16 protein-coding genes and 1 tRNA gene are annotated in these 15,857 nt (G+C 71.0%); 6 read left to right on the forward strand and 11 right to left on the reverse strand.

The genetic code is table 11. The features are described 5' to 3' along the window. Positions 1-180: 180 nt before the first annotated feature. Positions 181-268 (reverse strand) — tRNA-Ser (locus tag AAF430_03535). Positions 269-529: 261 nt separating this feature from the next. On the opposite strand from AAF430_03535, the gene AAF430_03540 reads away from it, so the two are divergent. The 4 genes from AAF430_03540 (at position 530) to AAF430_03555 (ending at position 4,264) form a co-directional block, all read left to right on the forward strand. Beyond that, positions 530-1,123 carry a TetR family transcriptional regulator gene (locus AAF430_03540; protein ID MEM7409292.1) on the forward strand — a complete coding sequence of 198 codons (594 nt, stop codon included), beginning with the start codon at positions 530-532 and terminating at the stop codon, positions 1,121-1,123. 67 nt (positions 1,124-1,190) lie between these two features. Then, positions 1,191-2,435 carry a sulfite dehydrogenase gene (soxC, locus tag AAF430_03545; protein ID MEM7409293.1) on the forward strand — a complete coding sequence of 415 codons (1,245 nt, stop codon included), beginning with the start codon at positions 1,191-1,193 and terminating at the stop codon, positions 2,433-2,435. Beyond that, complete coding sequence (locus AAF430_03550) at positions 2,422-2,976, forward strand: cytochrome c (GenBank protein MEM7409294.1); 555 nt, start codon at positions 2,422-2,424, stop codon at positions 2,974-2,976. Before soxC ends, AAF430_03550 begins: the two co-directional genes overlap by 14 nt. Positions 2,977-3,034: 58 nt before the next feature. Further along, positions 3,035-4,264 (forward strand): alpha-hydroxy acid oxidase, encoded by a 1,230-nt coding sequence (locus tag AAF430_03555; GenBank protein ID MEM7409295.1) that lies wholly within the window; start codon positions 3,035-3,037, stop codon positions 4,262-4,264. Positions 4,265-4,271: 7 nt separating this feature from the next. Here the strand turns inward: AAF430_03555 and AAF430_03560 are convergent, their stop codons facing one another. From AAF430_03560 to AAF430_03570, 3 genes are read right to left on the reverse strand one after another with little or no spacing between them, the layout of a single operon-like run. Then, positions 4,272-5,516, reverse strand: coding sequence for a DUF4097 family beta strand repeat-containing protein (locus AAF430_03560; GenBank protein MEM7409296.1), 1,245 nt, complete (start codon positions 5,514-5,516; stop codon positions 4,272-4,274). Further along, positions 5,513-6,106 carry a hypothetical protein gene (locus AAF430_03565; protein MEM7409297.1) on the reverse strand — a complete coding sequence of 198 codons (594 nt, stop codon included), beginning with the start codon at positions 6,104-6,106 and terminating at the stop codon, positions 5,513-5,515. Before AAF430_03565 ends, AAF430_03560 begins: the two co-directional genes overlap by 4 nt. Beyond that, the gene (locus tag AAF430_03570) at positions 6,106-6,681 is read right to left on the reverse strand and encodes an RNA polymerase sigma factor (protein MEM7409298.1); all 576 of its coding nucleotides are present in this window, start codon (positions 6,679-6,681) and stop codon (positions 6,106-6,108) included. Before AAF430_03570 ends, AAF430_03565 begins: the two co-directional genes overlap by 1 nt. Before the next feature lie 279 nt (positions 6,682-6,960). On the opposite strand from AAF430_03570, the gene AAF430_03575 reads away from it, so the two are divergent. Next, the gene (locus AAF430_03575) at positions 6,961-7,992 is read left to right on the forward strand and encodes a DUF4097 family beta strand repeat-containing protein (GenBank protein ID MEM7409299.1); all 1,032 of its coding nucleotides are present in this window, start codon (positions 6,961-6,963) and stop codon (positions 7,990-7,992) included. A 308-nt stretch (positions 7,993-8,300) separates the two neighbouring features. Beyond that, positions 8,301-9,074, forward strand: a complete 774-nt coding sequence (locus AAF430_03580) for a PEP-CTERM sorting domain-containing protein (GenBank protein ID MEM7409300.1) — start codon at positions 8,301-8,303, stop codon at positions 9,072-9,074. A gap of 117 nt (positions 9,075-9,191) precedes the next feature. Here the strand turns inward: AAF430_03580 and AAF430_03585 are convergent, their stop codons facing one another. The 7 genes from AAF430_03585 to AAF430_03615 are packed head-to-tail and all read right to left on the reverse strand — an operon-like array spanning position 9,192 to position 15,828. Then, a complete protein-coding gene (locus tag AAF430_03585; GenBank protein ID MEM7409301.1) occupies positions 9,192-9,917 on the reverse strand; it encodes a hypothetical protein in 726 nt (241 codons plus the stop codon). Then, positions 9,914-11,329 (reverse strand): CpaF family protein, encoded by a 1,416-nt coding sequence (locus AAF430_03590; protein ID MEM7409302.1) that lies wholly within the window; start codon positions 11,327-11,329, stop codon positions 9,914-9,916. The genes AAF430_03585 and AAF430_03590 overlap by 4 nt, the downstream gene beginning before the upstream one ends. After that, positions 11,326-12,552 carry an AAA family ATPase gene (locus AAF430_03595; protein ID MEM7409303.1) on the reverse strand — a complete coding sequence of 409 codons (1,227 nt, stop codon included), beginning with the start codon at positions 12,550-12,552 and terminating at the stop codon, positions 11,326-11,328. The genes AAF430_03590 and AAF430_03595 overlap by 4 nt, the downstream gene beginning before the upstream one ends. After that, complete coding sequence (locus AAF430_03600) at positions 12,549-13,595, reverse strand: hypothetical protein (GenBank protein MEM7409304.1); 1,047 nt, start codon at positions 13,593-13,595, stop codon at positions 12,549-12,551. Before AAF430_03600 ends, AAF430_03595 begins: the two co-directional genes overlap by 4 nt. A gap of 7 nt (positions 13,596-13,602) precedes the next feature. Beyond that, positions 13,603-14,535 carry a hypothetical protein gene (locus tag AAF430_03605; protein ID MEM7409305.1) on the reverse strand — a complete coding sequence of 311 codons (933 nt, stop codon included), beginning with the start codon at positions 14,533-14,535 and terminating at the stop codon, positions 13,603-13,605. Then, entirely contained in the window at positions 14,535-15,419 is an 885-nt protein-coding gene (locus tag AAF430_03610; protein ID MEM7409306.1) for a TadE family protein, read from the reverse strand. The genes AAF430_03605 and AAF430_03610 overlap by 1 nt, the downstream gene beginning before the upstream one ends. 4 nt (positions 15,420-15,423) lie before the next feature. Next, on the reverse strand, positions 15,424-15,828 hold the full coding sequence (locus AAF430_03615; GenBank protein ID MEM7409307.1) for a hypothetical protein: 405 nt from the start codon (positions 15,826-15,828) through the stop codon (positions 15,424-15,426). Between the last annotated feature and the right edge of the window lie 29 nt (positions 15,829-15,857).

A 15,857-nucleotide genomic window follows, 5' to 3' on the forward strand; every position in this document is an offset into this window, starting at 1 on the left:
CAGCCGCGTACCAGGCGCGACCCGCAGCGATTGAGCTAGGTCGCCGCATGGCCACTAGAGGCGACCAGAGGGAGCTCCAGGATGCCCGTGTCGACAGCCAAGCCCGAATCCGTTCTTCCCGTCTGCGGGCTGGTTGACGGCAACCGACCCGGACGATCCCTCGGAGAGCGCAAGACGCCATGGCGGAGAGAGTGGGATTCGAACCCACGGTAGGTTGCCCTACACACGCTTTCCAAGCGTGCGCCTTAAGCCACTCGGCCATCTCTCCGCGGACGCAGCAGGATAACTCCGCCGGTTGGGCAGGGCACCCTGACCGGTGATCTTCGGGCGACTTGCCGCCCCCCGCTGCCGGGTTGCACCCCACCGGGCGCGGCCCCGGCACGCTCGGGCCGGGCTGACCGGCGGGCCCGGTGCCGTACACTCGACCCTTCGCCCCCGCCGTCGGGGCCCGCGAGACGCGCAAGCGCAGGAGCGGGCCGCGGTGCCGGATCGAGGATGAGTCTGGGACGAGCATGATTCTGGGTCGAACATGAGTCTGGGTGGAGCCGAGGAGATTTCCGATGGGCGGGTGCGACGTGGTGCGCGCAACCGCGAGGCCATCGTCGAGGCGCTCTTCGAGCTGATCGGCGAGGGCGTCATCCAGCCCACCGCCGAGCAGGTGGCCGAGCGCGCCGGCGTCCGGGTGCGCACCGTGTTCCGCCACTTCGACGACATGGCCGGCCTGAACGCCGAGCTCGACCGCCGCATCCGCAGCGAGGTGATGCCGCTCCTGAAGTGGGAGCCCACCGGCGACGTCGCCGCGCGGACCCGCGAGCTGGTCCAGCACCGCGCCGCCGCCTTCGAGCGCGCCGCGCCCTACAAGCGCTCGGGCGACGCCCAGCGCTGGCGCCGCGACTACCTCCAAACCCAGCACGAGACGCTCGTGCGCGAGCTGCGGCGCAGCCTGTTCGTGGTGCTGCCCGAGCTGCGCGACGCGGATGACGACCTCCAGGCCGCCTTCGAGCTGGTGGTGTCCTTCGAAGCGTGGATGCGCCTGCGCCACGACCAACGCCTGGGCACCGAGCGCGCCCAGGCGGCGATGGAGACCGCGGCGCTCGCGGTCGTCTCCCGCCTCGACGCGTAGTCGGTCCGCCCCCTCCCCGCGCGCGCCGCGCTTGCCCGGCCGCGCGCGCCCTGGATAGGATGGCCGCGTGACCGAATGGCGTGCGATCGCCGGCGGTGGCCTGCTCGACCGGCGGGCCTTTCTGACCGCGAGCCTGGCCGTGCCGGGCGCCCTGTCGCTGGGCGCCGCGCCGACGAACGAGCCCTGGCTTTCACGCCCGGGCACGCCACCGAGCGGTTACGGCAACCCGGCTCCGGGTGAAGGCGGCGTCGCGCGGCTGATCCACACCGACTACCCGGGCATTGCTCCCGGCGCTGGCGTCTCCTTCACACCGCTGCACCAACTGCGCGGGCGGCTGACACCCAACGGCCTCCACTTCGAACGACACCACGCGGGCATTCCCGCCATCGGCGCCGACCAACACCAGCTGGTGATCCACGGCGCCGTCGACCGGCCGCTCGCGTTCCGGGTGGAAGACCTGCTGCGCTACCCGATGGAGTCCGAACTCGCCTTCCTCGAATGTTCGGGAAACAGCCTGCTGCTCGCGGGCGACGCCGTGCCCGAGGTGCCGTCGGGCGTCATCCATGGGCTCCTCTCGTGCAGCGAGTGGACCGGCGTGCGCCTGGGCGTCCTGCTCGAAGAAGCGGGCATCCGTCCCGACGCGGCCTGGGGCATCGCCGAAGGCGGCGACGCGGCGCGCATGAACCGCAGCATCCCGCGCGCGAAGCTCCTGGGCGATGCGCTCGTCGCGCTCTACCAGAACGGCGAGCGGCTGCGGCCCGAGCAGGGCTACCCGCTGCGGCTGTTCCTCCCCGGCTGGGAGGGCAACACCAGCATCAAGTGGCTGCGCCGGCTCGAGCTGCGCGCGACGCCGGTGCACTCGCGCGAAGAGACGTCGAAGTACAGCGACCGCATGGCCGACGGCAGCGTGCGGCAGTTCAGCTTCGAGATGGGCGTGAAGTCGATCGTCACCCACCCCTCGCCGGGCGCCGGGCTCGCCGGCCCGGGGCTCTACGAGCTCTCGGGCCTCGCCTGGTCGGGCGCGGGGCGCGTGCGCCGCGTGGAAGTCAGCGCCGACGGGGGCGCCAGCTGGGCCGACGCCGTCCTCGAAGAGCCGAACCTGCCGCGTTGTCTCGTGCGCTTCCGCTTGCCCTGGCGGTGGAACGGTGCGCCCAGCCAGATCGTGTCGCGGGCCACCGACGAGACCGGCGCCGTGCAACCCACCCGCGACGCCTGGCGCGCGGGGTATGCGGCGGGGCAGATCTATCACTACAACGCAGTGGGCGCCTGGCAGGTGCACGCCGACGGCCGGGTGACGAATGCGTTCGTCTAGCGGCGCGTGGATCGCGCTCGCCGCGGTCGCGTGCGCAGCGCCACCGCCGGCGGTCGCGCCTGCAAGCCACGCCACCGGCCCCGGCCTCGGCACGCCGGTGAGCGCCGACGCGATCGCCGCCCGGGACATCGACGCCGACGCCTGGGGCGCAGGACTGCCGCCGGGCAGCGGCAGCGCGCGCGAAGGGAAGGACCTCTACGCGAGCCAGTGCGCGCGCTGCCATGGCCTCGCCGGCGACGACGGGCCCGCCGACGCGCTCGTCACCCGCGAAGGCGGCGCGCCGCGGCTCACCGTCGGCAACTATTGGCCCTACGCGCCCACCCTCTTCGACTACCTGCGCCGCGCCATGCCCTACGACCGCCCGGGCAGCCTCGACAACGACGCGCTCTACGCCCTCACGGCCTACCTGCTCGCCGAGAACGGCATCGTCGCCGACGACGCGGTGCTCGATCAGGAAACCCTGCCCCAGGTGGTGATGCCCGGTCGCGCGCGCTTCCCCGACCCGGCGCCCGCCGCCCATCCGGACGCGGCAGCACGCTAGTCTGACCCGACGCCGCGCCACCCCGGCGTGGCGCGCGAAGCGAGCCATCGGAAGACCCGTGTTCGACACCCTGCGATCCGTGCTGCGCTTCCGCCGCTTCGAACTCGACCCGGTGGAGCGACGGCTCCTCCGCTGCGCCAGTGTCGAAGATCTGCGCGCGGCGGCGAAGCGGCGACTCCCGCAAGGCGTCTTCGACTACATCGACGGCGGCGCCGAGTCCGAACACACCCTCGCCCGCAACACCGCGGCCTTCGACCGCCTCGAGTTCTCGCCGCGCGTTCTGCAGGGCCTGGAGAGCATCGACCCGAGCACGACGCTGCTCGGGAAGCCCCTGCCGATGCCGCTGGCCCTCGCGCCGACGGGCTTCACCCGTATGGCCGATCCGCTCGCCGGCGAGCTCGCGGTGGCCCGCGCCGCGAGCGCCGCGGGGGTTCCGTACAGCTTGTCGACGCTGAGCACGCGCTCGATCGAAGAGGTCGCCGAAGTCGCGTCCGGGCCGAAGTGGTTCCAGGTCTACGCCTGGCGCGACCGCGGCATGGTGAAGGAGATGGTCCAGCGCGCGGCGGCCGCGGGCTACGAAGCCCTGCTCCTCACCGTCGACACGGCGGTGCTCGGTCGCCGCGAACGCGACGTGCGCACCGGCTTCACACTGCCGCCGAAACTGGGCCCCGAGACCCTCCTCGACGGAGTGCTCCACCCGGGCTGGACCTTCGATCTCTTGCGCTCGGAACCGATCGTGTTCGCGAACGTCGCCGGGCGCGCCGTCGGCGACGGCTCAGATCCGGTTTCGCTCGCCGACTACATCAACACCCAGTTCGATTCGTCCCTCGGCTGGGGTGACGTCGCCTGGCTGCAGTCGGTGTGGAACGGGCCGATCGTCTTGAAGGGCATCCAGTGCGTCGACGATGCGGTGCGCGCCGCCGACGCCGGCATCCCGGCCGTCGCGCTCTCGAACCACGGCGGACGCCAGCTCGACCATGCACCGCCGCCCCTCGAACTCGTGGAAGCCGTCGTCGACGCGGTGGGCGACCGCCTCGAAGTGATCTGCGACGGCGGCGTGCGACGCGGCAGCGACGTGGCGAAAGCGCTGGCGCTGGGCGCGCGCGCCGGCTGGATCGGGCGCGCCTATCTCTATGCGGTGGCGGTCGGCGGGGAGCGCGGGGTCGCACGGCTGCTCGCCGACTTCGACGAGAGCCTACGCCGCACACTGACGCTGCTCGGCTGTTCGCGCGTCTCCGACCTGACGCGCGATCACGTGCGTTGGCGCGAGGTCGCGCTCGAGGCGTGAGAAACAGCTAGGGCACGTCGCGGGTCATCGGCTCGAGCCAAGGATCGGGCTCGGCGTCTTCCCAGTCCTTGCGGCGGGCTTCTTCGGCTTTCTGCCGGGCTTCTTCCGCCTTCTCCTCGGCCTTGCGCCGGGCCTCGTCCGCTTTCTGCTCGGCTTCGCGGCGCGCCTCTTCGGCCTTCTCCTCGGCCTCGCGCCGCGCTTCACGCACCTTCTCGTCTTCTTCCCGTCGCGCTTCCAACGCCTTCTCTTCGGCCTCACGCGCACGCTCGGCGCGCTCCAGGGCCTGTTCGGCTCGGGCTTCGCGACGTTCCCGGCGTCGTTCACGGCGATCTTCACGACGTTCACGCCGGCGCTCGCGCGCCTTGCCGTCGTCCTCCTCTATCCGCACGCCACCGCTGAAGCTCTCGATGTCGATGCGCGCGTTGCCCTCCCCCACCGTGTTCCGCACCCGCTGGCCCCGCGGCGGCTCGAAGGTGCCCGCGAACTCCGAGCGCACCTCGCCGCTGAAGCTCTCGATCGAGAAGCGCGCCGAGGTGTCCTTCGGCAGCCGCATCTGCACCCGGCCGCTGTAGCTCTTGCTGTGGACCCGCGCGTCCTCGGCGAGCGATGCATCGAGCTCGATGTTCCCAGCCATCGTCTCGAGGTCGACGCGTTCGAGCTCCTCGCCCTCCACTTCGATGCGACCACTCATGGTCGACACGTCCACCTCTCCCCCCACACCGCGCAGCTCGATGTTGCCGTTGATGCTGCGCGCCACCACTTCACCGCCATCGCCCTCGTAGTCGATCTCGGCGTTCAGCGTCTCGAGGCGCGCTTCACGCGGAGCGCCGGTCACTTCGATGCGGCCGCTCGCCGCGTGGAGGTCGAGCACCCCGTCGACGTCTTCGACCTCGATCGGGCCGTGCACCGTCTTCACCGTGAGGTCGCTCTGGTAGGGCACCTCCAGGCGCAACCGCACGCCTTGCCGCTTCCAGTTCCAGGGACGGAAGCCCCGCACCGGGACGCGGATCGAGAGCTGGTCTTCGTCGCCCTCCACTTCGAGGTCGCCCCCGTGCGCGCGCACGCGTACGACGGGGCTGGGCGACCCCTGCACCTCGACGCGACCGTGCAGGATCTCGATGTCGATGTGGGGTTCGGGCGAGACCGGGTAGAGCTCCTCGAAGCGATCGGCCCGCGCCGGGGCCAACCCCAGCAGCAGGATGCCGATGCCGAGGGCCATGCCTCGCCAGGCGGGGGTGAGCGTCTGCTTCATGACCGCGCCTCCTCGCGCGTCTGGGTCCACCATTCGAGCCGCTCGAGGAGCTCGGCTTCGTGGCGGTAGGCCTCAGCCAACAAGAACTGGAGCGTCGGGTTGTCGGGATGCTCCTGGAAAGCCAGATGGAGCTCGGCGATCGCGCGATCGATCTGCGCGAGATTCGCCTCGATCGAGGTCACCACCTCGGGCGGCAACCGGTCGCGGCGCTCGGCGAGTAGCGCCTGCAGGTTTGCGTGCACCTCGCCGGTGCCATCGCGTTCTCGCAGCTCGGCAGCGAGCATGCGCACCGCTTCCGGATCATCCAGGGAAATCTGGGGCGAAGTGAGCCAGAGCGCCGAACCGACGGTGGTGACGGCGAGCAGCACGACCGCCGCGCTCGCCGCCCAGACCGGGATTCGGAAGCCGCCACGCCAGGCGGCGTCGGGTTCGGCTTCTCGTGAAGTCGCATCGGCCGTGATCTGATTGCGGATGCCCAACCACAGGTCGCGCTCGGGCTCGGCCTCGCGCGGCAACTGGGAGAGACGCTCCCGCAGAGCGTCGTCGAGGGGTTCCTCGTTCGGCGTGCGCCAGCGATCCAACCAACCCATCAAGACAGCTCCTCTCTCAGCAAGCGGCGCGCGCGATGCAGATGTGCCTTCGACGTCCCGACGGCGAGACCGGTCGTGTCGGCGATTTCCTGATGCTTGTACCCGAGCACGTCGTGCAGCCAGAAGACGAGGCGCGCCTGGGTCGACAGCCCCGCGATCGCCCGTTCGAGGTCCAGGTCCGTGCCTTCGAGGGCGCCGGTTGGCAGCGACACCAGATCCGTCGGCACCTCGTCGGTGTGGCGTTCGCGCCAGCGTCCGCGCGCGCGCATCTCGCTGATCACGACGTTCACGGCCACGCGGTGCAACCAGGTGGAGAAGGCGGCGTCGCCGCGAAACGACCCCAAGCGCTCCCAGGCGCGGACGAAGGTCTGTTGGGTCAACTCGTCGGCCTCGTTGCGGTCCCGCGCCATCCGGAGGCAGAGCCCGTGGATGCGGGGCACGTGGGTGCGGTAGAGGGTTTCGAAGGCCTCCACGTCGCCGGCGGCAGCGCGGCGCACCACCTCGGCGTCGCTGCCCGAGCGATCCCGCGACGACTCCTCTGCGGGGTCGCGATCTTCGATGGAGGTCTCGCTCAAGCGCCTTCTCGGTCACCGGGGCGTTCCCGGACAGGGGTCCGACGCGGCAGGTGGGCCGAGGGTTTAACCCCCGACCCGAGAAATCCGCGCTCTGGCTCCGGGAACTCCACGGTCCGGCCGCCGCCGAGGGGCGACGGTCGGGGCCGCGACAACCCCGGCCCCGGAAATTCTACGCCCGGGTGGTTTCCCGGTTAAACCCAGGCGCCGCGGGCGGCGTCGGACTGTCGATTGCCCGCGCAGGGACTGGACGACCCCTCGCGACGGAGCCCGGAGGATGCCATGACCAGCTCACTCACCCTGCCCATGCTCTCCCACCTGCGACCGACACTGGCCGGGGCCACGCCGCCGAGGCGGGCGCGGCGCGGGCGCGGAATCCAGAACGGCCTCGGGGTGGGCGGCGCCCTCGCCCTGTTCTTGATGGGGAGCGACGCCCAGGCCGAGTGGACCGAGCGCGAATTCGACGTGAGCCAGGGCGGCCGTTTGGTGCTCGACGCCAGCATCGGCTCGGTCCACGTCCAGACCCACGACCGCGACCAGGTCGAAGTGCTCGTCGCGCGGCGCGGCCCCTTCCCGCTCCCCGATCTCGAGATGCGCCAGGAAGGTGGCGACGTCTACATCGAGTCCCGCGACGTCCCCGTCGTCGACTGGCTGCCGGCCTGGGCCGGACGTCGCGTGCGCTTCGAGGTGACGGTTCCGGCGCACTACTCGATCGAGATCGAGACCGGTCGGGGCTCGATCACCGTCGAGGATGCGGCGGGGCACATCGAAGCGCGCACGGGGCATGGGCGGGTCCAGTTCCAGAACCTGGAGGGGACGCTCGAGGCACGTAGCCAGGGCGGCGCCATCGAGATCGACGAGTGTCGCGGCAGCGTCGACCTCGTGACCGGGGGCGGGGCGATCGACATCGAAGACGTGGAAGGCGACATCACGGCCCACACCCAGGGTGGACGCGTACGGGTGCGCGATGCCCAGGGCGACCTCGACCTCCGCACCGGCGGCGGTTCGATTCGCATCGACGGGGCCCAGGGAAACGTCGTGGCCCACAGCGGCGGCGGCTCGATCCACGTGCATTTCGAAGACGGGCCCGAGGGCAACCTCGAAACGTCGGGGGGCGACATCGAGGTCTGGTTCCCGGCCGGGGAAGCAGCCTCGCTCGAGGTGGCGGCAGGCGGTGGCCCGATCGAGGTGGAGCACCCGCTGCACCTGAACGGCGCCGCGGTGCAGGGCGCGCTGGCCGGTGACGTGAACGGCGGCGGTGGAGCCCTCGAACTGCGAACCGGCGGCGGCTCGGTGCGGGTGCGCGAGCTCTAACGCGACACGGATGGGCCGAGACGCGCACGGCCCGTTCGACCCATTTCGGGTGGAATCGCGCGGTCGGGTGCGCGTTCGCGCCGAGCGAAAGAGCATCCCCTCGGGTCGAGACGGAAACGGGTTTCCGCGATCGTGGAAGAAGCGAAGCGTCTTCCCCCGGCTGGCCTGCCATGTGCCGTTTCCAGCACGCAGGCGCCTTCGAAAGCCCCTGATTTCACTTCGCTTTTCGGGTCCGGTTTCGGTTGCATCTGGCATGCGACTTGCTTGTTAATAGGGAGCCCTCACTTCTGGGAAGGAGTGTTGTCCCTATGTCTCTCGTTGTCCGATCCCTCCGGACGCATTGGCTGCTCCCGATCGCGCTGGTCTTCTGGGTTCTCCCGAGCCTCGCGTCCGCAGCCGGAATCACGGGCCTGTCCATCCAGGCCGGCATCGTCGACAACCCGGCGGCGCAGATGACCATCACCGACGCGATGATCCAGGGCCGGATCGACGCGGAGGAGCTGGCCCTGACGAACAACCCGGACGGCACCATCACGCTGTCCGGCAACACGACGTTCGCGATGGGTGCCTGGTCGCTCGACATCTCCGAGATCACCTTCGACCCCGACCCGATCGTGTCGATCGTCGGCGGGCTCACGAACCTCTCGGGCGTCAACCAGGACTTCTTCGTTCAGACGAGCATCCCGATCGTACCGGTCGCACCGAGTTCGCTGATCGGCGGGTCGACCGTGCTCTCCTACGTCGACGCGAACCTCAACGGCGGCGGCATGACGAACGTCACCGGCGGCGCCTCGGGCTTCGCGGGTCTGATCGACGGGATCGAAGTGTTGACCCTGCTCGACACCTTCAACCTCGTCCCGATCACCGACAGCGCGTCCGAGACCCTCGGTCTGCCCGGGCCGACGATCCCCGGCCCGGCCGGCAACGTCTCGATCGGCGTGCTCAACCGGTTCAACCTGAGTCCCGGAGACCAGGCCACCTACAACAGCATCTTCCAGGTCGAGATCGTTCCCGAGCCCGGCACGGCAGCGCTGCTGGGCCTGGGCCTGGTCGCGATGAGTTGGGTGCGCCGCAAGGCCTAGCCGGCGGAACACACCCGCGGCCCTCGGCTGCGGAACACGGCAGTTCGACGGCCGCGTCCTTCGGGGCGCGGCCGTTCTGCTTTGGGGGAGCGTCCGACGCCGACGAAGCGAGCCGCGCTAGCGGCTGCGGGGCGTCGACTCCAAGCGCAGGCCGCGCAGCCGAGACGCCGCCGGTGAGCCACCCGGGTTCAGGCTCACGGCGCGTCCGTAGTAGAACTTCGCGTCGTCGAGCCGACCGGCGGCTTCGGCCACCAGGCCCTGGTGGTAGGCGATGCGACTCTCGGGCACGCCGAGTTCGAGCGCCGCTTCGAGGTCACGCGCCGCACCGTCGTAGTCCTTCGCCAGGTAGCGCACGGCGGCGCGCGCCTCGCGCAGCTCGCCGTGGTCGGGCGTCAGCTCGATCTGCTCGTCGACGAAGCGCCGCGCGAAGCGGAGGTTGCCCTCGCGCACGGCGAGACGGGTGCGCAGAACGGCCGCATCGGCGTGCACCCGCTCCAAGTCGAAGAGCGCGTCCAGGAACATCTGGCTGCGCTGGTAGCGCTTCACCTGGTAGGACACGACCGCGTTCGCGAGCAGTACCGGCACGTCGCGCGGAAACTCGAGGGCCAGCCTCTCGAGGTCGATCCGGATGCGCTCGCAGTCGACGACGGGCGTCTCGCGCGCCGCGTTCTCCTCGCAGGCCCAGCCGTTCTCCTGGACATGACGCCAGCGGGCCACCAGCTCGGCGAGGCGCTCGCTCGAGTCGTAGGGATTCTGGTTGGGGTTCGACGCGCACGCGACCCCGAGGCACGCGATCACGCAGGCGGTGAGCCCGCGAAGACGCTGGGGCTGAAAGAAGCTCATGCGCGGAACCAGGCCACCGGGAGGTCGGCGCCGCGTTCCCGCAGCGCGGCGGCGCACTGGGGCACGATGCCCGTCGATGCAAACTCGCCATGCACCCGCCCGCGTTCGATCCCGCTGCGCTCGAAGCGGAAGATCTCCTGCAGGAGCGGTGTCTCGCTCTCCATGCCGACCACTTCCACCACGTGGGTGACCCGGCGGCGGCCGTCTTCGCTGCGCTCCAGGTGCACGATCAGGTCGAGGGCCGCCACGATCTGCTCGCGGATCGCGCGCGAGGGCAGGTCCATCCCTGCCATTAGCACCAGGGTTTCGAGGCGCGAGAGGGCGTCGCGCGGGGAGTTCGCGTGAATGGTGCTCAGGCTGCCGTCGTGGCCCGTGTTCATGGCCTGGAGCATGTCGAGGGCTTCGCCGCCGCGCACCTCGCCCACGACGAGGCGGTCGGGGCGCATGCGCAGACTGTTGGCGACGAGCTCGCGCTGGGTGATGCGGCCTTCGCCCTCGGCGTTCGGCGGTCGGGCTTCGAGGCGCACCACATTGGGCTGATCGAGTTGAAGCTCGAGGGTGTCTTCGACGGTGAGGATCCGCTCACCAGCGGGGATCGCATCGGCGAGCACGCCGAGCAGCGTCGACTTCCCGGCGCCGGTGCCGCCGCTGATCAAGACGTTGCGGCGGTAGTGGACGCACTCGGCCAGGAAGGACGCCATCGTGTCCGACCAGCTGCCGCTCTTCGTGAGGTCGCCGGCGCGCAGGCGACTGCGTGCGAAGCGGCGAATCGAGAGGGTCGGTCCGTCGGGCGAAGCCGGCGGAAGCGTGGCGTTGACGCGGCTGCCGTCGGGGAGCCGGAGGTCGGCCATCGGCGACGATGCATCGATGCGACGACCCACCCGGGCGGCGATGCGTTCGATCACACGCATCACGTGCTCGGCCGAGCGGAAGCGCAGGTCGGCGGGCTCGAGCCGGCCATGGCGCTCGACGAAGACCTCGTCGGGCCCGTTGACCAGGATGTCGGTGACCGCCGGGTCGGCGAGCAGCGGCGCCAGGGGCCCGACACCGAGCACTTCTTCCGAGAGCTCCTCGACCAGGACACGGCGTTCCGACTCGTTGAGCGGGACTTCTTCTTCGGCGAGCACCTGCTCGACGAACTCGGCGACGAAAGCCGCGATGTCCGAATCGGAGCCGCCGAGCAGATCCTGGCGCGAGATCTCCTCGAGGAGTCGCCCCTGCAGCTCGGCGCGGAAGCCGAGCAGGTCGCCCTGCCGACCCGACGTCGGGCGCGCGACCTTGGTGGCCCGCTGGAACGACGAGCGTTCGGTCGGCTTCGTGCGCTCGCGGTCCCAGCTGCGCAGCTCGACCGACTTCGAGGCCCGCAGTCGTCGCCGCAGCTCGGCGGCGCGATCGTTTCCCTCGACGCTCACGGGCGCTCTCCCAGGTCGGCGAAGTCGCGGGCGTCGGCACCACGGCGCTCTTCCGCGAGGGCAGCGGCGCGCTCCTCGATGTCGTCGGCGATGGCATTCAACACGCGGGGCCAGGTGGCCCAGGGCAGCCGGCTGCTTTCGAGCACCCGGGGTTGGCCGAGGTTCAGCGCCGTGAACACCTTGCGGTCGTAGGGCACTTCGAAGTCGACGGGCTGGTTGAGTCGCGCCGACACTTCGGAGGCGGCGAGGCGTCCGGGGAAGCGCGGCATGGTGCGGTTCAAGACGATGCGGCGGCGGCTCGCATCCACGCCGATCTCGTCGAGCACCTCGAGCAGGCGCGCGGCACCGATCACGTCGGGCACGGTTCCCTGGTTCACGAGGTAGACCGCGTCGGAGAGGTCGAGGATCGTGAGCATCACGCCGTCGACGATCGGCAGGGTGTCGACGACGACGTGGCGGAAGGCGCGTCGCGCCAGCCCCAGCACCCGGGCCATGCCCTGGTCGTCGACGTCGCTGGCTTCGATGGCGTCGCGCGGAGCGGCGAGGATGCGCAGGCCCGTCTTCGGGTGCGGCTCGGCGAGCTCGCGCAGGAGTCGGGTGTCGAGGCGGTCCTGTTCGCGCACCGCGTCGGCCACGCTGCTCGCGCCGGGCAGATCGAGGGCGGCCGAACAAACGCCGAGCTGAAGCGAGCAGTCGACGAGCAGCACGTCGTCGGGGTTGCGCAGCGCCAGGGCGCAGGCCGTGTTGATCGAGAGCGTCGACTTGCCGACGCCGCCCTTCGTGCTGTGGAAGGCGGTGACGTGGCCCGTGCCCGCGGAACTACGACCGCCCTCGCCGACGCGCGCGAGCGCGGGGAGCAGGTCGCGGCTCGAGACTGGGCGCTCCACCACGTCGGCCAGGCCCGAGCGCACGGCTTCGACGAGCAGCGGCGACTCGTCGCGTTCGTCGAGGCGCGGATCGCGCACGCCCACCAGCTGGGCGTCGGGATCGAGGGCGCGCACGTCGCGCACGAAGCCGGCGAAGTCCGCGACCTTGCCGGTGAGCGCGACACAAACGAGGTCGGGCGACACGGTGCGGAAGGCGCCGGCCCCCTCGTGGAAGCTGTCGGCGAAACGCACGACCGTACGGGCGGGGGTCGCACTCTCGAGGGCCACCTCCACCTCTTGCGCGAGCTGGGGGTCGTCGCCGACGACGAGCACCGAGAGCGAGTGGAGCGCGCTCACGGGGTGCCCCCGGTACCGGTGGGCGTTCTCGGGGGATCGATCGGCGTGCGGGCGCTGACGATGGCGGGCACGCACAGGAGTCCGTTGGCACCACAGCTGAACGAGGCCGGGACCGGCGCGCCGCCGGCATCGGGAACGGCGCTCGCGTTGCGCGCCGAGGGTGCGTTCGATGCCTCGATGGTGGTGCCGCTCGCCCCGAGGTTCAGCCCGCGGCGCAGGTTGAGGAACGCGACGACCCGGAAGGTGGTGTTCGTGCAGTTCCCGTCGATGACGGGGACGTAGACCTGGTTGGGGTCGAGCTGGTCGAGGGTCCAGGCGCCCGGGTCCATCGACTCGACTTCGTTGATGCCGAGGGCGGCGCCCCCGACGATCGGGGCGATCGTGCGACCGACGCATTCTCCCGTCGCAACGACGCGCACTTCGTCTTCATCCAGTTCCAACGGGAAGCCCGGTCGCCACAACGGCAAGTCGGGGTCATAGGCCTGTGCGGTGATCGCGACCCGCCCCCCGACGCCGGGCCATCCCGGGGCGACTCCCGGCGGCCCAACGCGTGCCGCCGGCCGCAAGCGGACGGTCAGCTCCGTCTGAGGCCGGAACCCGTTGGCGCGCAGGCCGCCGGTGGTGGTCGTCGCGTTCGGCTCGCCCGACGCGCGCGCGTCGAGCAGGTCCGTCACCGAGAGGCCGTCTTCCAGGCGGCCGTCCGGGCCGACGGCCTGGGGAAGCAGCGCCGCGAAGGCGAAGCGTGACTCCAGCGGGGTCGCACCCGCGGTGACACCGGGGGCCGCCTCCCAATCTTCCCAGGTGGCTCCCTGCGCGTCGGGGCCCAAGAGAGCGATCTCGAGTTCGCGGGCGCGGTCGGGCCAGTCCGCGAGATCGACGGCGGGGTTCGTCGCGGCCTCCACCCGAAATCGCTCGTACTCGAGCGCGAGCGTCCGCCCCGTCGACTCGAGCTGAGCCTGGGTCGTGAACGCCAGGCCGGCGTCGATCGTCAGCGCGGCGATGCCCATCACCGCGAACAGAATCACTGCGAAGAAAGGGAGCATCGGAAGATCAGGAGCCGGGCTCGGGCGGGCCTGCCGAGACCGCGCCCGGGACCTCGAGGAAGCTGCGCTCGCCGCCCTGGATGGTGTCGACCATCACGCGTCGCTGGCGGCCGAACGCCGAGCGATCGACGCGCGAGGCGCTGCGCGAGATGGCGTCCTGGTTGGCGAGATCGGTCATGGGACGGCCCGAGCGGGGCACACAGTCGACGCGCGTAGCGAGCTCGAGGGCTTCGGTGACGCGGGCGATCTCGTCCGGGTTCACCGCGATCACCATTTCTTCGAGGGTCGCGCCGGGACGCCCCCCGGCACCGGCGGGCAGCTGGCGCTCGGAGAGCGGCGTCACGACCGCGGCGTTCTCGGCGACGAGGTCCACGTCGGCGCGAGCGCCGGTCGCACTGCCCGGGATGCTGCCCACGGCGTTCGCGTCGCGACGCCAGGTCGCCACCAGGTCGAAACGATCACCGCGTCGGAGCCCGACGCTGCCGGTCACCTTCCGCGCTTCGATGCGCAGCGCGACCTTGCCAGCGGGGATGCCCGCGACGAGCCCGGGCCGGGTGCCCTCGGGCAGGAAGTCGGGATTGCGGAACACGCGACCCGGTTGCTTGTCGCGGGCGAGGACGCGGCCGAGGAGATCGCGCGCTTCGGTGACCGTCTCGGGCAGGATCGACTCTTCGGGCAGGTGCACCACCGAGAGTTTCGAGGTGCGCGGGTCGAGCAGGTCTTCGAGCTCGAGGGCCTGGTAGGCCGCGACGGGCCGACCGGCGACGGGTACGGCGACGGTTCCCGGCGGCGGCGCGGACGACGCGGAGTCGTCCCCGAAGCCACCGAAGGAACGTACCAGCAGCACGCCGCCCAGCACCGCGACGGCCACCAGGCCGAGCACCGGAGCCCAGGGGATCGGCGCGCCGCGCGCGCCCTGTCGACGGGGTCGCGCAGCCATTACTCGAACACCTCACGGCGGAAGGCGGCGCTCGCGGTCAGGACGCGGCGAAAGGGTCGCACCTCGCGGCCCATCGCGAAGAGTCGGCCGAGCCCGAACCGGCCTGCGTAGGCACCCTCCTCGGAAGGGAACGACACGAAATCGAAGCCCAACGGCGGCCCATCTGCGGGATCGACGGCGTCGATCATGCTCTGCCCGCCACTCGGGCCCGTGCGCCAGCCCTGCATGCCGACGGCCTGGAAGGGGTACCGCACCTCGAGCGCGGCCCAGCCTCCGTTCGCCAACGCGAACGGATCCTGCCGGCCATCAACAGGCAGTGGCTCGACGACCGCGCGCCACTGGTAGCCGCCCGTCGCGTCCCGTTCGGGAATCTGCACGGTGTAGGGCGAGCCGTCATCACAGCCGCCGGTGGCGGTGGGCCGCACCAGCACCGCCCCCGGGTAGCGGAGCATCTCGACGCCGTTGACGACGTCGCGCACCCACAAGGGCAGCAGGAGCTGGTTCAGGATCGGCGCGTTGTGTTCCTGGAAGTAGGCGCGGACCCCATTCAGCGACAGCTCCTGCCGCTGCGGATCGGTCACGCAGCGCGCCAACAGCGCCGCGTCGGCGACCAGGAATCCGTCGTCGAAGATGCGGCCCCGGGCTGCGGTGAAGTCGTTGCTGGCCGGCAGCGCCTGCAACGCCAGATCCCGCGCCGCCGACGAAGCCGCGTTCTGCAACACGTGCTGGGCCGCGAACGCGCGGCCCAGCTCGAGGATTCCGGCCAGCAGGAGCCAAAGGAGGATCGAGACCACAGCGAACTCCGCGATCGCCGCGCCGCGTTCTCGACGCGTGCCGCGTGTCGCGAACCCTGCGTCCCGATAGACCTCCTGGCTCCCGCGCATCGACCTAGTTGGAGACGTTGCGATCGCCGAGCTGGTAGAGGTGCGAAGCCTCGCTCGGGTCGTCGAGACCCATGGCGGCGCCCAGTCGGCTGGTGGGGCGTCCACCGCTCGGTCCCATTTCGTGGAGCATCTGCTCGTCGAGCTTGATCACGGTGCCGCCGTTGCCGCCCGAGGAGGTCTGGGTCTCGATCAGGCGACCCACCTGCACGGTGCCGTTGTCCTCGGCGGTGGCGCCCGGCAGCAGCGTCGCGACCGACGCCACCAGGCCACCCACCTTGCCGCCCAGCACCGACACGGCGACGAGCGCGGCGAGCGTCACGCCGGCCACGAGCAGGCCGTACTCGGCGAGTGCCGCCCCGCGCTTGCGGCGGTTGGTGCGCAGATCCGAAGCCCCCTTGGAATGCTTCATGTTCCTATCCTCCTTCATCTCTGGTGTCT

This window comes from Myxococcota bacterium (genome assembly GCA_039030075.1).
Classification (GTDB): Bacteria; Myxococcota_A; UBA9160; order UBA9160; family SMWR01; genus JAHEJV01.

Excerpts from the sequence above, each read along its gene's own strand:
- AAF430_03540 (MEM7409292.1), top strand. The coding sequence starts at position 530 with ATGAGTCTGGGTGGAGCCGAGGAGATTTCCGATGGGCGGGTGCGACGT.
- AAF430_03550 (MEM7409294.1), top strand. The coding sequence starts at position 2,422 with ATGCGTTCGTCTAGCGGCGCGTGGATCGCGCTCGCCGCGGTCGCGTGC.
- AAF430_03560 (MEM7409296.1), bottom strand. The coding sequence starts at position 5,516 with ATGAAGCAGACGCTCACCCCCGCCTGGCGAGGCATGGCCCTCGGCATC.
- AAF430_03565 (MEM7409297.1), bottom strand. The coding sequence starts at position 6,106 with ATGGGTTGGTTGGATCGCTGGCGCACGCCGAACGAGGAACCCCTCGAC.
- AAF430_03575 (MEM7409299.1), top strand. The coding sequence starts at position 6,961 with ATGACCAGCTCACTCACCCTGCCCATGCTCTCCCACCTGCGACCGACA.
- AAF430_03580 (MEM7409300.1), top strand. The coding sequence starts at position 8,301 with ATGTCTCTCGTTGTCCGATCCCTCCGGACGCATTGGCTGCTCCCGATC.
- AAF430_03585 (MEM7409301.1), bottom strand. The coding sequence starts at position 9,917 with ATGAGCTTCTTTCAGCCCCAGCGTCTTCGCGGGCTCACCGCCTGCGTG.
- AAF430_03600 (MEM7409304.1), bottom strand. The coding sequence starts at position 13,595 with ATGCTCCCTTTCTTCGCAGTGATTCTGTTCGCGGTGATGGGCATCGCC.
- AAF430_03605 (MEM7409305.1), bottom strand. The coding sequence starts at position 14,535 with ATGGCTGCGCGACCCCGTCGACAGGGCGCGCGCGGCGCGCCGATCCCC.
- AAF430_03610 (MEM7409306.1), bottom strand. The coding sequence starts at position 15,419 with ATGCGCGGGAGCCAGGAGGTCTATCGGGACGCAGGGTTCGCGACACGC.
- AAF430_03615 (MEM7409307.1), bottom strand. The coding sequence starts at position 15,828 with ATGAAGCATTCCAAGGGGGCTTCGGATCTGCGCACCAACCGCCGCAAG.